General features: G+C 52.3%; 17 protein-coding genes. 13 read left to right on the top strand and 4 right to left on the bottom strand.

The features are described from left to right. Positions 1-260: 260 nt before the first annotated feature. From PHV74_09655 to PHV74_09645, 3 genes are all read right to left on the bottom strand, one after another. The gene (locus tag PHV74_09655; GenBank protein ID MDD5094629.1) at positions 261-1295 is read right to left on the bottom strand and encodes a nitronate monooxygenase; all 1035 of its coding nucleotides are present in this window, start codon (positions 1293-1295) and stop codon (positions 261-263) included. Positions 1296-2883: 1588 nt separating this feature from the next. After that, on the bottom strand, positions 2884-3348 hold the full coding sequence (locus PHV74_09650) for a transposase (GenBank protein MDD5094628.1): 465 nt from the start codon (positions 3346-3348) through the stop codon (positions 2884-2886). Then, positions 3345-3536, bottom strand: a complete 192-nt coding sequence (locus PHV74_09645) for a hypothetical protein (protein ID MDD5094627.1) — start codon at positions 3534-3536, stop codon at positions 3345-3347. The genes PHV74_09650 and PHV74_09645 overlap by 4 nt, the downstream gene beginning before the upstream one ends. Before the next feature lie 179 nt (positions 3537-3715). Here PHV74_09645 and PHV74_09640 point away from each other — a divergent pair, with 179 nt between their 5' ends. The 9 genes from PHV74_09640 (at position 3716) to PHV74_09600 (ending at position 12617) form a co-directional block, all read left to right on the top strand. Continuing rightward, on the top strand, positions 3716-4864 hold the full coding sequence (locus PHV74_09640) for a 2-hydroxyacyl-CoA dehydratase (protein MDD5094626.1): 1149 nt from the start codon (positions 3716-3718) through the stop codon (positions 4862-4864). A 21-nt stretch (positions 4865-4885) separates the two neighbouring features. Beyond that, entirely contained in the window at positions 4886-6193 is a 1308-nt protein-coding gene (locus PHV74_09635) for a 2-hydroxyacyl-CoA dehydratase family protein (protein MDD5094625.1), read from the top strand. 17 nt (positions 6194-6210) lie between these two features. Further along, positions 6211-6990: an acyl-CoA dehydratase activase gene (locus tag PHV74_09630; protein MDD5094624.1), complete on the top strand. Its 780-nt coding sequence runs from the start codon at positions 6211-6213 to the stop codon at positions 6988-6990. A 12-nt stretch (positions 6991-7002) separates the two neighbouring features. Then, positions 7003-7872, top strand: coding sequence for an acyl-CoA dehydratase activase (locus PHV74_09625; protein MDD5094623.1), 870 nt, complete (start codon positions 7003-7005; stop codon positions 7870-7872). Continuing rightward, complete coding sequence (locus tag PHV74_09620; protein ID MDD5094622.1) at positions 7873-8160, top strand: 4Fe-4S dicluster domain-containing protein; 288 nt, start codon at positions 7873-7875, stop codon at positions 8158-8160. A gap of 98 nt (positions 8161-8258) precedes the next feature. Then, the gene (locus PHV74_09615; protein MDD5094621.1) at positions 8259-8726 is read left to right on the top strand and encodes a CoA transferase; all 468 of its coding nucleotides are present in this window, start codon (positions 8259-8261) and stop codon (positions 8724-8726) included. After that, positions 8680-9459, top strand: a complete 780-nt coding sequence (locus PHV74_09610; protein MDD5094620.1) for a CoA transferase — start codon at positions 8680-8682, stop codon at positions 9457-9459. Before PHV74_09615 ends, PHV74_09610 begins: the two co-directional genes overlap by 47 nt. 90 nt (positions 9460-9549) lie before the next feature. After that, positions 9550-10011, top strand: coding sequence for a hypothetical protein (locus PHV74_09605; protein ID MDD5094619.1), 462 nt, complete (start codon positions 9550-9552; stop codon positions 10009-10011). A 125-nt stretch (positions 10012-10136) separates the two neighbouring features. Then, positions 10137-12617 carry a pyruvate formate lyase family protein gene (locus PHV74_09600; GenBank protein ID MDD5094618.1) on the top strand — a complete coding sequence of 827 codons (2481 nt, stop codon included), beginning with the start codon at positions 10137-10139 and terminating at the stop codon, positions 12615-12617. 24 nt (positions 12618-12641) lie between these two features. Here PHV74_09600 and PHV74_09595 read toward each other — a convergent pair whose 3' ends face one another. Continuing rightward, a complete protein-coding gene (locus PHV74_09595) occupies positions 12642-12836 on the bottom strand; it encodes a hypothetical protein (protein ID MDD5094617.1) in 195 nt (64 codons plus the stop codon). Positions 12837-12879: 43 nt separating this feature from the next. Between PHV74_09595 and PHV74_09590 the strand changes: the two genes are divergently transcribed. The 4 genes from PHV74_09590 to PHV74_09575 form a co-directional block, all read left to right on the top strand. Continuing rightward, a complete protein-coding gene (locus PHV74_09590) occupies positions 12880-14826 on the top strand; it encodes an FAD-dependent oxidoreductase (protein MDD5094616.1) in 1947 nt (648 codons plus the stop codon). Positions 14827-15172: 346 nt separating this feature from the next. Then, entirely contained in the window at positions 15173-15568 is a 396-nt protein-coding gene (locus PHV74_09585) for a metalloregulator ArsR/SmtB family transcription factor (protein ID MDD5094615.1), read from the top strand. Positions 15569-15875: 307 nt separating this feature from the next. Continuing rightward, positions 15876-16364, top strand: a complete 489-nt coding sequence (locus PHV74_09580) for a MaoC/PaaZ C-terminal domain-containing protein (GenBank protein ID MDD5094614.1) — start codon at positions 15876-15878, stop codon at positions 16362-16364. Between the two features lie 566 nt (positions 16365-16930). After that, positions 16931-17462, top strand: a 532-nt coding sequence (locus tag PHV74_09575) for a hypothetical protein (GenBank protein ID MDD5094613.1), incomplete at its 3' end; no start/stop codon positions are given.

The raw sequence follows: 17462 nt of genomic DNA, 5'->3' as shown, positions 1-17462 counted from the left end.
CCGCCGGAATCAATAATAATAGAGCCACTAGAATCCATATGATCGGCTTGCGCTTGATCAGTCCAAACCAGGCTGCGCATATCTTTGCTAACATTTTCGCCTCCTTTTCTATCCGTGTGCAGACACGCCAGATTATACTCGCAGATGTTCTGGTGACGGCCCAGCCACCTTAACCGCCGATTTCGTTAGATGCTGTTTGGCTTCCTATCTCTGGCCTCGATTCTCATAATCACTGCACAACAGGCTCTGCAAAGAGCAGACTAGCTTAAGAGCGCCTTTGCACGCACGGACTCCGAGGTTCGTTCAGCTTGGGCAATAATCCTTTCTATTAGCTCATTGCAGGTAGGAATATCATTGACCAACCCAATAACCTGGCCACACGGGCCGACGCCCCCTTTCACATCGCCTTCGCTGGCGAACTTCCTTACCATATCTATGCCGCATACAAACTGGAGCACGGGAATCTTCAATTTTCTCAGCACGGGAACAACCTTCATGGTCTCGCTGCGGGGCACCTTGTAAGCTTTGGATAGACCTTGGGCATGGGGCAAAAGCTCCCACGGTCGTGACCACCACCCCCGGTAGTTTGTAACACTGCTCCCTTTGATAGCCCTTAGGGGTAATCCGTCATAGCGCGTCGACACGGTAGCCATTCCTTCCTTTGCTTCAACTAACACTTGCTGAGCCTGAGGTGGGATCGGAGACTCCTGTGTAACAGCAAATCTTGTCCCCATTGCGATTCCTTCTGCACCCAGAGCCAAAGCAGCTATTAGCCCTCTGCCGTCACAGAACCCCCCCGCCGCTATTACCGGAATCTTGACACGGGCAGTTACTTTGGAAAGCAAAACCAGGGTACTGATGTTGCCGACGTGTCCTCCGGCTTCACTCCCAGTCACTATCACCGCGTCAGCACCGTTTCGCTCAGCTGCTATCGCCTGCCCTACTGTGCCGCACGCAGGGATCATGAGCATTCCGGGACGCTTGCCTCCCATAAGCGCAGCCGGATCTCCAAGCCCGCTTGTGACTACTGGGACCTTTTCTTCAATAATTACCTTGACAAATTCACCGACCGCCGGGACAATCGGGACCACGTTCACGCCAAAAGGTTTATCGGTAAGTTCCCTCATCTTTCTAATGGACTGTCTCAGGTTATCAGGTGAATCATATATACCCAGAACTCCCAAGCCACCAGCGTTACAGACCGCTGCTGCCAGCGGGGCCAGAGAAACATATGCCATTCCCGGCAGGATAATAGGGTGTCTTATTCCCAACAATTCCGTTAATCTCGTCCGCATGAAGGCCTCCTTATAATACAAGTTTGGTGATTGTGGTCCAAAATAGTTCTGCGCTGAAGGCTATGATATTGGAATCCTTCCGCACGAAACATCAACGGGACTCTCTGATGATCCTCCCTGGGAAGCGTCTATCGCGCTGGTGGGCGTGCGACAGGCATGAATAGACTCCAACTCTTCGCAGCATCAGAACAATTCTCGCTCATCCTCCAAGGTGATAGACAATCAGCCACGCTGACCCAAGACTGTTTTTTCGGAACGTTATGTTGATGGCGAATCTCACTGAAATCGCGAAAAACCGTGCAATGGCTTGTGCCTAAGACTTCAGCCGATTTGTGTACATTAAGGCCAGGTTCAGCCCTTGAAAAGTGAGATGGCCTTACGAAACCCAACCACAGTAGTTAATTCGTCTCGAATTTTGCGCGCTCGCATGATTTCTTCATCAGTGAATCGTGCCGTCCTTACCATGGATCACCTCGACAGCAAAAGTGCATGTTGAGAGTATCACCTTGACTGCAATGTAGAATTGAAGAGCATCTTTTATATGTAACAAACAATAAGAAACAAATGAAATTGCAATTAATTAATTATTTAACATAACTTAAAATAGCACTAGGTCGGATTTTTGTCAATAGCCAGTCTCTTCCAACACAAGATGAGCCCGAGGGGCAGATCGATTTCTAGTGTAAGATGAGCCTTAATGATTTGGGCAACTCGTTTATGATCGGGGACATGCAGCTGATCATGGACGACAGACGTTTACAGACAATTGAACAAATCCGCAGTTTCTCGGAGGGAATCATGACATAGAATTCATTGTCCGGGTAAGAGAAGTCCGCGTGGATAGATTCAGTACTGAGGCGATTCCATTATCCAGCTCCGGCGGGCCGGGAAGGGAGTATCTTTTTGCGACGGTCAGTCAGGGAGTCTCCATTCGGGATCAGGGCTATACAGTCTGATGAGGTCAGCGCGTTTCTGGGAGTATTTGGCCTGTGCCGCCAAAGAGGCAAAGTTGATCCATTACTTCAATCGCCCCACCTATCCCCGGCAATGGACGGATAGAGCGGTCCTCCGCACGATGAGAAAGAATTCCACCAAGTAGCAGATCCGCCCGCCGATCCGGGCGTGATTGAGGCAGCTCTCCCGGAATGGAATCGAGTCTATGAACAAGTTGCGGCCTCATCAGGCTTTGGGTTACAAAACCCCCGAAGGGTTCCATCAGAATTGGTTTACGCATCGTTCAGAGAAGGAGGTCGTGTCCGATATGTCCTGACCCTACCTTAATCCGTGGATTGGTGAAGGCCATCTGTTCAGGGCAGCATCCGAATGGTTTTTTGCTGCCAGAAGTTAGCGCAACGGGCTCAAGGTCAACGCTACGGAGTCAGTTTAGGGCCTGTTGTCGCACATTTTCGAGAATAGAATTCCTCTATACTACCTGTTGCCCCCTCAAGAGCAGCCTTTCCCCTTCTATAGTCAAATCAGCCTCGTTTTTCGGATAAATGACCTGCAAACTTGCCCACGCTTAACCCGATTCCCAGCGGAGTCTCAATAGTCGTTGGTATGCCATCTGAATCATATCTGCCCAGGCTTGCTAACTGATGCGCAGCAGCGTTTGCCCCGCATGGCGTACGATGCGCCCAAATTGGGTGAATACGGCAAATCTGAGCCGTTTCGGCCTGGCTTTGGCATACTCAGCAAGCAGAGCCACCGCCTTGAGTAGCTCGAGTAGGTTATAGGTTATCACCTGAAGTCTCAGCCAGGCGGCGTTGGCTCCGTGCTTGGCGCTCGGGTATACCCCCGCCGCCAGTTCGTTGTCCAACACGTGGTGAATGTGCTCTATCGTTCCCGCTTTCTTCCGGTGCCATTCCAGTAACTTCTGACCTTCCATATCCCAAATGTTGCTCACCACTGCATAGTGGCGCGACAGACTCCCATCTGCAAACATCTCCTTCTGCTGCCTGCATATCCTTATCCCCACATAACGATACGGGCGAGCTTCCTTGTGCTCCTGTTTTCGGGCCGGCACGTATGCAACTTCGGACCACTCCCGGATCATTCCGTTTCTTTCCTCTTTCCATACCCTCCAGGATTCTTCAGCAATGCCCGCTCCGCCGTCTCCATTGCTCCACACCTTCGCCCTAAATCTACCAGCAGCGATGCGCCACCCCACGCCGTCATCTTCTCATCCAACCCCCCGGCAAGCTCCACCCCCAAAAACGATAGATTCCCTTTCTTTCTTCTCATCTCACCATCACCTCGCTGGTGATAGTTTAACCCAATTCAAACTGAATCTAAAAGGCTCACCAATCCACGGATTAAGGACCCTGTACAGGCTATTGACAAAACTCCAGTATGCATTTACAATATATGTATAAATAGTTAACTCATAGTTTAATGCTGTTCATAGGGGATAGGAGCGAAAAATGACCGAATACGAAATGACCGAATACGAAGAGGTCTTCAGTAATAGACACAATTATGCAAATGAATGGAAAGCGAAAAGTGGGGGAAGGGTTGTAGGAGGTTTTTGCAGTTACGTACCCGAGGAGCTGTTGTACGCCTCCGGCGCGCTTCCAGTGCGAGTTTTTGGAAGTCATGAACCTCAGGATGTCACTGAGCGCCACATCTACAGCATGTATTGCCCATTTTCTCGGGATTGCCTTGCTCAAGGTTTGCTCGGACGCTATGACTATTTGGATGGCATTGTGATGGCGCATTCCTGCCTGCACCTGCGCCAAACCTTCCGAAGCTGGCAGGAACACGTTCCCATGGACTATGTATACTATCTGAACATGCCGGTGAGGGTCTATGAACCGAGAGCCAAGACCTTTCTTGCCGGACAGTTGGCACATTTCAAGAACTCCCTGGAGAAATGGACAGGACATCCTATTATCGAACAATCCCTTGATAACGCTATCGCGGTTTACAACACCAATCGCCGTCTGATGAAACAAATATACGAAACGAGACGTTCTGAGAACCCGCCTATCTCCGGTGTTCAGGCGATGCAGATGGTTCTCTCGAGCATGGTGATGGATAAAGCCGACCACAATCTTATGCTCGAACGAACCATCGAAGAGCTCCGGCGGAATGGCAACGGTAGCGCAAATAAGGCCACTGACAAGGTTCGACTCATGGTGCTGGGTAGCGAGAATGATGATACAGGGCTTTTGAAGCTCGCTGAGTCGCTGGGGGCAATCTTTGTCATAGATGATCACTGTACCGGTTCCAGATATTTTTGGAATGAGGTTATCCCTGAGCAGGACCGGATCCATGCAATTGCTTCACGTTATGTGGACCGTCCTCCCTGCCCGGAGAAAGATATCGAAAAAAGGCATCGTTTTGAGCACATACTCAAGCTGGCGAAAGAATATAAGGTGCAGGGCGCGATTATCATACAGCAGAAATTCTGTGATCCGCATGAGTTTGACATACCTCCGCTACAAAGGGTGCTTGAAGCTGAAGGGATTCCGACATTGAGGTTGGAAATAGATATTACAACCCCCGCCGGGCAGTTCCGCACCCGGGTCGAGGCCTTTCTTGACATGGTCGGCGTACAAAGTCTGTTCTAAAATAATGTTTTTGTGAGGGCAATGATGAATAAGCAAACACTGTACAAAACCAAGCCGCTGGATTGCTGGCCGAAGGCGAAGGAAATCAGGCGAAAGCATTACCAGGCCGTCTTAGCTGCCAAGGAAAAAGGCACGCTTCTTGTATCGGGGTCAGCCACACCGTTGCCACTGACTCCTGGGATCGGCGCTACATTACACCTGGGAGGTGAACCTTGGGGGGCGACCATCGCTAATAGTCCCGACCTGGTAAGGCAAGCCCTGGAAGAAGCCGAGGGACAAGGATTCGCGCCGGATATGTGCGGCTATTTCCTTTGCTATATCGGTGCTATGCATCTGAACCGCAGTCCTCTGGGAGGACCGGCTCCAAGACCGGACCTCTGCTTCACCAGGCACGAGTGTGATACCCACGGAAAATGGTATCAACTTGTCAGTGAGCATTACAAGATTCCCTATTTTTGCATCGATATACCGTTAATCGAAGCTAATAGTGATAAGACGCCTCTGATCACAGAATATGTTGTCGGACAATGTCATGATTATATCGCGTGGCTGGAAAAGACCACAGGCCGGACTTTCGATGACGAGAAGATGATCCAAGCGATCAGAAATGACTGGAACTCCACGAAACTGTGGGCCGAGATAAGCCTGTTGAATACGGCCATTCCCGCACCTCTGGATCAAACGCAACTCTATAGCCTGTATGTCATCGGCATGCTCCAAAGACATGAGAAAGAAACTGTTGAGCTTTTCCGAATGTTGCGAGACGAGGTGCAGGATCGTATCGATCAGCAGATCGCTGCGTTGGCTACCGAACATTGCCGCGTGCTGCACGATGGCCAGCCGCCATGGTACTCCTTCAAGCTGTTCAAGCGCATGGAGGAGTACGGCGCAGCGTGCGTGGGTTCTTATTACAGTCTGGTTCTATCCGGTCATTTCGAGGAAGAGAATGGAAAGCTGGTACCTGCTCGTACCCCCGACGAACTGGGCGTACCAATCAGAACCCGCGACCAAGCCATTCGAGCCATGGTTGGCTGGTATCTTGCCCACTCGACACTCAAGTGTTTGAATACTCCCGCGTGGAAAAGCTTCGAGATGCTGCGTCTGGTGAAGGCTTACCACGTGGATGGCGTCTTGATACACCTCAACCGGGGTTGCGAGGGCTTGAATTTCGGCTCCATGGAAAACCGACTGGCCCTGAAAGAGGCAGGCATAGCGGTGGCCACTTATGAGGGAAACATGGCCGACCCAAGGCAATTTAATGAGGGACAGACACTGGATCGCGTTGATGCTTTCATGGAAAGCCTTGGACTGAAAAGGATGCTCAACTAAAAATAATGGAGGCCAAAATGATAAGCGCCGGTATTGATGTCGGAACCCGAAATACAAAAATCGTTGTTTTTGAAAACGGCAACGGAAGCGGAGGCAATATCCGTTCCCAGAGCATGATCCTGACAGGTGGCGATATACGTGAATCATCTGGACGGGCGTTGGATGAGGCCCTGACGAGGGCCGGGTTATCCCGGGCGGATGTGCAATCTATCGTGGCCACGGGTGCTGGGAAAAGGCATGTGGGCCTTACCAACGAAAAGATGACTGAGGCTGTATGCGATGCAAAGGGCATAACTTGGCTCTTCCCTTCGGTTAGAACAGTTATCGATGTGGGGGCTGAGCAAGGTAGAGGAATCCGGTGCGATGCCAGTGGCAAGGTCATCGATTTCGTCACTAACGAGAAGTGTGCCGCAGGGGTGGGAGCTTTCGCAGAAAACATGTCCTGGGCCCTAGAGACGAAGCTCGATGATATGGAGTCGTTAGCCCGTTCTTCACAAAATAAAGTCGATATGAACATAACCTGCGTCGTATTCGCTGAATCAGAGGTAGTATCACTCATTCATTCCGGGGTGCCCAAGCAAGATATCGTACGGGCCATACTCCATGCCATTGCCTCGAGGACCACATCCATGTTGAACCGCCTTGGTATGGAAACAGAGGTATCAATGATCGGCGGTGTGTCCACCAACGGCTGGGTAATCGATTTTGCCAAAGAGCAACTAGGCGTTCCCGTTAGGGTGCCGGAAAACCCATACATGGTAGGTGCCCTGGGGGCGGCTCTTTTGGCGCAGCACTAGAAGGAGGAGGTTATGTTGGTCAAGCAATCTACCAGATGGTCGGCATATTCCTGGAAAGATCCGGACAGAGACTGGACGAAAGCTAAAAACATTGTCGCTGGTGTTGATGTCGGGTCAGTGGGTTCCAAGGCATTGGTTCTCACTGACGGCCAGATTTGTTGTTACAGCGGGATGTATACGGGGTCAAATAGCCCGCGTGCCGCCGAAGATGCATTGAACCTCGCCCTGAAAGATACAGGAATGAAGCTCGAGAACATTCAATACACAGTTGGCACCGGCTACGGTCGAGTCAATGTCCCCTTTGCGAACAAGACGATAACAGAAATCGGTTGTCACGCACGAGGAGCTCATTGGTTCTTTCCATCGGTTCGAACCATCCTCGACATGGGCGGCCAAGACTGTAAAGGCATCCACTGTGACGAAACAGGTCGAGTTACGCATTTTCTCATGAATGACAAGTGCGCGGCGGGAACCGGCCGATCGATGGAAATCATCGGGGAGATGCTGGGTGTGCCTGTAGATGAGATTGGCGATCGATCTCTCGATATTGTCGGCGAAATCCCGCCCGTTAGCAGCACGTGTGTCGTCTTCGCCAAATCAGAGGCTTTCAGCCTTCTGCAGGACGGGGTGCCATTGAATGAAGTGCTGGCGGCATATTGTGATGGCCTCGCTCGTCGAGTTCATATTCTTATCCAGCGGATAAAAATGGAGCCGGACTTTGCCATCACGGGGGGCATAGCAAAAAACAGGGGAGTAGTTCAGAGAGTGGAAAAAGCCTTCGGGGTCAAGGCCATGATCAGCCCCGAACCCCAAATAGTTGGCGCCCTGGGGGCAGCCTTGTTTGCCAAAGCCATAATGGAAAAACAGGCGCGAGGGGGATAAATGGCTTCAGGTTACATCGCTCAATACGGCTACAACGACGGCTCCGGAGAGTATTGGATCACCATCGATTCCAATTTCTGCGATGGGTGCGGGAGTTGCGTCAAGGCTTGCCCGGAGCATGTATTTGAAGTGATCCCGGATGATTATGATGACAACGTCTCCATGGTGAAGGAAACGGTGAAAAAAAAGCTCAAGTACCTTTGCAGCTCGTGCAAGCCTATCAGCGGAGAGAGACATCTTGCCTGTATAGAGGCGTGTCCTTTAGGCGGAATCAGTCACTCCTGGTAATGGTCCAGCGGAAGCAGCTGCGATTAGCGCGATCGAGAAGAGATCCAACAACTCAGATATTGCATTACGCTATTTCATGAGAAAGGAGGTAAGGGAAAATGGGACCACTGGAGGGGATAAAGGTAGTGGAGTTGGGGACGTTCTTCGCAGCTCCGCGATGTGGCCGCCATCTGGCGGACATGGGGGCTGACCTGATCAAAGTGGAGCCATTGCGTGGCGATCCGCTTAGAGGTATTGAGGCGGTCCTCGGTGTGCCGATCCTTGAGTATAATTGGACGTTCGAGTTGACTAATCGTAATAAGAGGAGCCTCACGCTGGATTTGAGTACCCAACAAGGTAAAGACATTATTTACGAATTAGTCAAGAAAGCGGACATTTTTCTTACGAGTTGTTTGCCCTATGTTCAAAAGAAGCTTGAAGTCGACTACGAAACGATGCGTAAGGTGAACCCCAAGATCATATTCGCCGAGGTGACTGCTTGGGGTCTCAGCGGTCCTGACAAGGACAGGGACGGCTACGATGCGGCTTGCCCTTGCCAGGACAGGAATAATCGACGCGTTGGGTGAAGCTGAGACTCGGTACCCCGGAGCCGTGCCAGCAATGGGAGATAACGTTACAGCGGTATGGTTGGCTTATGGAATCATGCTCGCCCTCTTTCATCGTGAGCGTACCGGGGAGGGACAACTAGTACACGGCTCGTTGATCGGCAGCCTCATGGACTTTGCGTCTCTAGGGCTTCAGGCTTGTCTGGCCACTAAAGCCGACATACCTAGAAAGAGCAGGAAGACGGCTGGGAATCCTATGTGGAACTACTACTTCACAAAGGACGACCTCCCGCTTGCGCTGGGTATGACACAGACCGACCCATACTGGCACGATTTTTGTGAGGCGCTGGGCAAGAAGGACCTGGAATCTGACCCCAGATTCACGTCGCACGATTTAAGATATGCAAACAACGAGGCCCTCATCGCCATTCTGGATCAAGCCTTCAGGGGTATGACACTTGCCGAGTGGATGAAGGCATCCAAAGGGCGTAAGGTCATATGGGGTTCGGTCAATACATTCAATCACTTCATTAATACGGACCCTCAGATTCGGGAAAATGACTACATAGCAACGTATGATCACCCTGTAGCTGGCAAAATAGACGCTGTGGGAATCGTTACCCAATTGAGTGAGTCTCCGGGCGGGGTGAGAACCCATGCTCCAGAGCTTGGCCAACATACTGAGGAGATCCTCCAGGAGTTGGGCTATGGATGGGACAGCATTACCGCTCTTAAAGATGCAAAGGTCATATAGCCAGCTGAGCCTGTATCGGTTACACCTTGACTTCTCTCAAAGAAGAGCGTGTGTATTCGTATGAGGTAAGATGAACTGAGGAAGTGAGGGATGAAGCAAACCAGCAGGAATTCTTGCCTCACCTTATCCACAGACTATGCGGGAGGTGATTGGATTTACTCCGAGAGCTTCTATGCTAATGTCTTCAATCAGATGTCCGAACTGAGGGTTGGGGCAATATCAAGTTTGTCAGCTCCAGTGTATCTTCAAGTGCTTCTGGCCAAATCGGATGATCCGGCCGAGATAGCGAAGGCAGCCCGCTCGGGCAATCTTGAGTGGGAGGCGGCACCGGGAAGACCGTTCAACATCAGTGCCCATGACAGTCACAATAGCACAGGAAATATGATGCAATGCAAGGATGGCAACTTATCGCGGTGGAGGAATGGCCCCACAGATTTTCAGGCAGCAGTCAGAACTTTCCCTTGTGGTGGATGCACCGTTTCACGGGTTGCTGATGAAGCATCCCTGAGTCGGAGAGCCTCCTACGGGCAAGAAGTCCACGCCAGCATCTAGGCTGTAGAACATCATCGATAATAGGACCGAGATGGAGTGAAGAAATCTCAGGGGGCGAGGATAGCCGAACTCCCTATGAGGTACAAAGCGTTTCTAATGCACGAACGAAAGAAGGAGGTCAAATCATGGTCGTGAAGATGTCAACCGGTGCACAAAAGCCGTCGCGATTCGCCAGCGGTGAGAGGCCTCGAAAGCTCAAGAGCAAAAGGGTTCGCAAGAGCACGGTAGTTACCAGGATAGATGGTGGATTGGATCGTTCGACAACTCAATTCACCTATTTGCCGGGGGTCAGGATTTGCTTTGAGACAGCAAGATTGATGACCGAATCTTACCAGTCCACCGAGGGACAGCCTGAGGTTATCCGGAGAGCTAGGGCGCTGGATCATATTCTGAGCCACATGACGGTATACATCAGCGATGATGAACTGATCGTGGGGAATATCGCCAGCGACCCTTATGGTCTGCCCATCCACCCGGAACTCCAGTGGAAGGATATGGACAAGGCCATTAAGGGCGATCTGGCGCACATGGTGGATGAATGCGGCAGGACAGAGTGGGAGAAGATTCGCAACTACTGGAAAGGAAAAACCATTGATGACAGAATGTTTTCAATTTTGCCTGACGAGATAAAGAAGGTTCTGGGCCCTGGTGGTAAGACGGAGATGACCTGGGCCGCGCAATGGTCGTCACAGAAGGGGTTGGGGTCTCCCAACTATCACACACTCTTCGATCTTGGTCTCAATGGAGTCATCGGTAAGGCCGAAGACAGGCTGCGCCGGCTTGGAGCTGAGCTCAAAGAGGAGAGTATCTCCAGCGATGCATATATCGACAAGCTCAATAGTCTCCAGGCCATGATCATCGCCGGCAAGGCGTTGATCAGCTTCTCCGGCAGATATGCGGCGCTGGCCAGAGAAATGGCGTCCAAAGAGCAGAATGCCGAACGCGGCGAGGAGCTGTTACAGATCGCGGAGGTATGCGACTGGATACCCGGCAATCCCCCGCGGACTTTTCACGAGGCCTTGCAGGCGTGGTACCTGACTCACATGGTCACCCGGTTTATCGAGTACCACGGCCAGGGCGAAGGCAGCCGATTGGACGTATTGCTGAACCCATTGTATCAGAAGGACATCGAGGCTAACAGGATCACCCGGGAACAAGCCCAGGAGCTTCTGGAATGTGCCTGGATGAAAATGGAGGAAATCGGCGAGGTAGAAACCTCGGCCGTTCATCGCGGTGAGGAAGGTGCCAGCCTGTATCAGATCATCAATATCGGAGGCGTCACCCCGGACGGTGACGATGCTACCAATGAAATGTCTTTCCTGATTATCGATGCCTGTGAAGCGATACAGGCAACCCAGCCCAGCATCGTGCTGAGATACCATCCCACCATCAACCCGGAGCTGATCAGCAGAGCCATAGACATGATACGAACCGGCATCGGCCATCCGGCGTTTATCAATGATAACGCGGTCATTCCCTATCTACTCAACAGGGGAATTCCGCTCAGAGATGCGCGGAACTGGACATCCGGCGGATGCCTCCAGCCGATAATCCCGGGTAAGGCCATGCAGAAAACTCATGGACTAGCTGCCGCGCTCCTGGTGCCCAAGGTCCTGGAAGTTGCCATGAACCAGGGTAAGAGCATGACCACAGGGATCCAATTGGGCTGTGTTACCCCTGACCCCACCACATTCAAATCGTTCGACGAGGTGCTGGACGCTTATGAAGCCCAGTGGGCCTATCAAATCGAGCATGTAGCGAAGGTCGAAGCTCTGGCCTGTTCCCTCTACAGGCGGACTCTTCAGCGGCCCCTCATGTCTGCTTTGACCGACGATTGCATTGAGCGAGGCCAGGATTGCATGGAGGAATTCTACCATTCCCTGCCCACCGTCCATAATGTGGGCCAGATGAACGTCATCGATTCGATGGCGGCCATCAAGAAGCTCGTATTTGACGAGAAGACCGTCAGCATGGCGGAGTTGATCGATGCCTGGAAAAACAACTTCAAGGGTAAGGATGAGTTGTTCAAAAAGATGCGGAAGTCGCCGAAGTTCGGGAATGACGATGATTACGTTGACCTGCTGGCTCGGGAAATCTGCAATCGCGAGCAATACGCAGTCGAACGCTTCCGCACAGAATCCGGTTTCATGTTTACTCTGGAAGGCAGCACGGCCTCGATGTACTTTCCGTGGAGCATCGGAGCGCTGTCGACTCCCGATGGAAGAAGATCCGATGAGTCATTTGCCGACGGCAGTATATCCCCGATGCGCGGGAGAGATACTAACGGCCCGACGGCAGTGCTCAAATCAGTGGGCAAAGTGAATCCGAAATACTCAATGCTGTTGAACCAGAAGTTCTTCCCCAAGTTCCTTGAAGGAAAGGCCAAGGCGTTGTTCGTGGCATATCTGAGAACATGGGCTGACCTGGGATGCTGGCATGTGCAGTTCAACGTGGTCAGTCCCGAGGTCTTGCAGGACGCCCAGAAACATCCCGAGAACCATGGCGACTTGATCGTCAGGGTAGCAGGATATAGCGCCCATTTCGTGGACCTGAGCATCGGGCTCCAAAACGAGATCATCCAGCGGACGACACAGAGTCTTGGTTAATGCCACGAAACCACACCGGCTAAATCAGCGGGGCTTTACCGGTTGGCTGGCTATTCGATGGGACGAAACACGCTGATCGAGGGCGAAGAACAACGCAGCCTTCCCCCACAGGCAGGTGGCCGGAAGGATCAAGGGTATATCGATGTGCCGCGAGATTATCGAGCGGATGGTTGCCGAAGCCGAGTAAACGATGCGCAACTTGTAGACTAAACGAATCACGCGCCGGGGGTGCGGCTCCGCTCAGAAGACCAAGGAGGCATAAGTGCTGCAATGCTTGTTTCAGCCGATTACCATAGGAGAAATGACCCTCAGGAACAGGATTGTAATGGCGCCGATGGGCACCGGCTACAACGACCCGGGAGGGTATGTCAGTAAGCGTAACATCGCCTATTATGCCGCACGGGCCAGGGGTGGTGTGGGGATGATCACTTTGGAAGGTGCCTGCGTCGACTATCCCCAGGGATCCCCTGGCGGAGGGTTGAACATCGACGACGACAAATATCTCCCCGGCCTGAGCAGGCTCGCGGACGCCATCAAGAAAAAAGGGGCGCACCCCTGCCAGCAACTGATTCACGCCGGCCGCTATACGCCGGGGCGGGTGATGGGAGTACAGCCAGTGGCTCCCTCTGCCATCGCGTCGCGCTACACCGGCGAGATGCCCCGTGAGCTTACCACTAGCCAGGTGGAAGCGATTATTGAGAAGTTCGCCGAGGCAGGATTAAGAGCCAAGAAAGCCGGATTCAGCGCCGTGGAACTGGTAGGCAACTCCGGCTACCTTATCAGCGAGTTCATGTCGGTAATCACCAACAAGAGGACTGACCGCTTCGGTGGCGACGCCGTTGGCCGGGCCGCCTTCCTGGTGGAGATCGTCAAAGCCATCCGGCAGAACGTGGGGCCGGGATTCCCCATCTCCTGCAAGCTCAGCATCGATGAATGTTTAGGGGTCCCGAAGACAATCGAAGCTTCACAGGTCATCGCCAGCATGGCTCAGGATGCGGGAGCGAATATCATTCACTGCTGGGCCGGCTGGCACGAATCCCCCACCCCTATGATGCCGATGTCGGTGTCCCGAGGGGCATTTGTGTATCTGGCCGAAGCCATCAAGAAAGTGGTGAGCATACCGGTGACCACGGTAGGCAGGATAAACGACCCCATCCTCGCCGATCGAATCATCGCCGAAGGTAAAGCGGACCTTGTGGCTATGGGAAGGGCGCTGATCGCTGATCCCGAACTGCCCAACAAAGCCAGAGAAGGCAGGTTTGATGAAATTAGGATGTGCCTCGGCTGCTGTTATTGCCTGGAAAGTGCCATTCACTCCGCCAGAGACGGCGATAGGGAAGCCGCTGTTCAATGTACCGTCAACGCGGAGGTGGGCAGGGAGTGGAAAGAGCCGGTGAAGTCCACGAGCAAAGCAAAGGATGTCCTGATAATAGGCGGAGGACCGGCGGGCATGGAGGCAGCTAGAATGCTGGCCGTACGGGGGCACCGTCCAACCATCTGGGAGCGCAATGATAAACTCGGTGGAAATCTGCACTTGGCTTCGATCCCGCCGCATAAGGAAGAGATAGCCAACGTGAACCGGTACTTGAGCCGGCAGATGCAATTACTGGGCGTAAAGGTGCAACTCGGCAAGAATGCTACGCCGAAGGCGATCCTAGATTCCGGATTCACCGATGTAATTGTCGCCACCGGTGCTGTACCAATCGTGCCTGATATTCTGGGGATCGAGAGGAATAACGTTATTCTCGCGACCGAAATGCTGAAAGGCAGGGAGGTCGGTGGGAAAGTCGTGGTGGTCGGCGGGGGACTCATCGGCTGCGAGACGGCCGAGTTCCTTGCGGAGAAGGGCAAGCAAGTGACCATCGTCGAGATGCTGGATCGCATTGGGGCGGATATCGGCCCGGCTAGTCGCTTTTTCACTTTGGACAGACTTAAGAAGTTCGGCGTCGAGATGCGAGCAAAGACCCGGCTCACCGGGATCACCGAAAGTACGGTCCAGGTGAACTGCAACGGGCAGGAGCAATCCATTTCCGCCGATACTGTAGTGCTCGCCGTTGGTATGAAGGCTGAGGACTCCCTGTATTCAATTCTCAAAGGTAAGCTGCCCTTGAATAATAGGCCGAATTTGTACGCTGTCGGTGATTGCGCCGGGGCTCGCCGGATCGCCGATGCCATCCACGAGGGCTGGCAGGTCGCTGGTGCGATCTGAGTCCGACGATTTCCAGCCTAACAAATAGCCTCTGGGAGAGGTGCCTGCTATTCGATTAAAGAGGTCGTAAGGGGCGGATATCTTCGGAATGTCATATCTCAATCATGTCCTATAGTGATCGTGTTCAAGGATGTCATTATCGGCAGCGAGATGTGCAGACATACAATGTCCCACCCGTCAGACTCTGGAGATTCGACACATGGTTGCACAATTCGAAGGAATCTTGTAGTTCCAAGAGTTGGCCTTTCGAAGCCTCCAGTCAAACAATGAATGAAAGATGGTTGCATAATTAAACAAAGATGATATACTTTTCGAGTGAAGTATAGATTGAAGGTTTTATCATAAGATGACTGTTCAAGATCATTCGACCGGGAACGCATGGCGCTCGACCAACAAGTTGGATATACCGAAGAGGTATCCCAAAGATGTGAAAGTGCTGTCCGCCTTGTCCGACCTGACCCGGGTATCTATCATTTATTTGCTGGGAACAAAGGGCAGCATGGACGCAGGCGAGATAGCGAGCTACTTCGATATGAGTAAACCGGCGGTATCTCACCATCTCTCAATATTGACAGCGAATGATTTGGTGCAGAGGAAACGCGTTGGCCAACACATTTACTATTCATTTGACTACCGAGCTCTCGCAAAGTCCTTTAGGGAGATGGCTGAGAATATGGAGAAATGGAGCCCACGTACTGATAAGGGAACGGACTCACCTGAGGCCAAAGAATCAGCAGATTGACGCATATGTCTCGTATCCACCCGCAAAAGCAGAGGATTGACGGGTCATCCGCACCAGGCATAATCTCTCGAGTAATTCGGTTGACAACAAAAGGGATGAGCAAGGTAGGAACAAGATGAAGGATAAAAAGGTCTGCACATTTGGCATCACAGGCGTCCTTTCCCGGTTTTTGGCTTCGGGCAGAAGGATTGTACTTGCCCGATTTCATGCCGTCTCCTACGGTTCGTAGAACCTACGTCCGACGTAACGACAACGCGAGGCGCCTAGTGGCAATGTCGTCGCCATTTCCACTGGAATGGACCAACTTATGCAGAAAGCATATTACGAAGATATCAAGCTACACGAGAAGTACAGGTCCAAAGAGTATCTTCTCACCGAAGAGAAGATCGTGGAATTTGGCGAAGAATGGGACCCTGACCCATTTCACACCGATCCTGAATTTGCCAAGACGTCCAGGTTCGGTGGTGTAATTGCGCCAGCGGTCCTCCTCATGGCAATTTGGGTCAAGCTGGTCAGAGAGCAGGAGCCCAAAAGGGCGTACATCACCGGATTAGGCTGGGACGAAGTTCGTTTCCTGCTTCCTGCTCGTCCGGGCGATCGCATTGTATGGGAAGAGGAACCACTGTCCAAACGGGAATCCAAGTCTGATCCAACTGCTGGTATTGTCCGTTGCGCTATGAGGTTGCTTAATCAAAGAGGTGAGCCAGTACTCACTTTTATGGGGACCGCGCTAATTGAGAAACGACTTGAGGGGCAGCGCCAGCCTGATCAGCGGCTCGATTTTGACGCTGGTTGAGACGCTTGTCATCTTCTAGCCCTAGAATGCAAACCCCGAGGCGTTGAGGAGGATATTCCCCTAGGGGTTCACTGTAGATCTTCAGCTAGAATGAGACTGCGATAATATATCCGGGGACAGGCTTCTTTCAGGTGGGTCCTGACTCTTAATGAGATCGGAGCAGTGCCTTCCCTGTCATCACAACCTGCACGAGAGGAGAGACTTGCCTTGGTATGTCCATAACTCCACTGACAAAATCGCTGAACATCAAACCCTGACATTTTCCCTGGACAACGATACCAACTTCTGTGGCGACAGCGAATGGAATCCCCTTTTTGTAGCATAGTGTCAGCGTCTTACAGTGCGACACAGAGCCGACATTATCCGTGCTTTGCAATCGGATGCGCTTCGCGTATCATCGGTCTTAACACTAACCCAACTTCCGCAGTTTAAGCTTTAAAATAGTTTTTCATGAGTTTTTGTAGATTGGGCAGACCGGAGAAAGGGTCATCGTGCAAAGCTGAGTGTCCTGCAAAACCCGATGTAGTGTAGACTTTTGGATTTACGAAAGTCGCTATAATGTGCTCATGTATCTCAGGAGATGTCGCCGGAGTAGGGGAGAGAAGGAACACATCTACTGGGAGTTGGTGGAATCATACCGGACGGAGCGAGGACCTCGGCAACGGGTAGTGGCCTATTTGGGAGATGTGGACGAAGCCAAACGCCTGGGCGTCCAGCAGGCAGCCAAAAGGGAAGGGAATTCCTGGCAAAGCCGTCTGTTTGATGAGGAAGGAGAGCCGGGATGGGTGGAGGTGGATGCCAAACGGGTGCGCGTGGAGCGGGTACGCGACTTTGGCGGCTACTGGCTCGGCCTGGAGTTGGCCGATAAACTGGGACTGGTTTCCCTCCTGGAACGGCTGATGCCGGAAGGCCGGGAAGATATACCTTGGCCGATGATGGTTTTGACCCTGGTGCTGATGCGTCTTTGTGAACCGTCCAGCGAGTTGCGGATTGCCGAGCACCTGTATGAACGGAGCTGCCTAGGGGATATGCTGGGGATACCGGAGGAGAAGGTCAATGACGACCGGCTCTACCGGGCCTTGGACAGACTCCTGCCGC

Source organism: Dehalococcoidia bacterium, assembly GCA_028711995.1.
Lineage (GTDB): Bacteria > Chloroflexota > Dehalococcoidia > SZUA-161 > SpSt-899 > JAQTRE01.
This window is presented reverse-complemented; position numbering and strand designations above follow the sequence as displayed.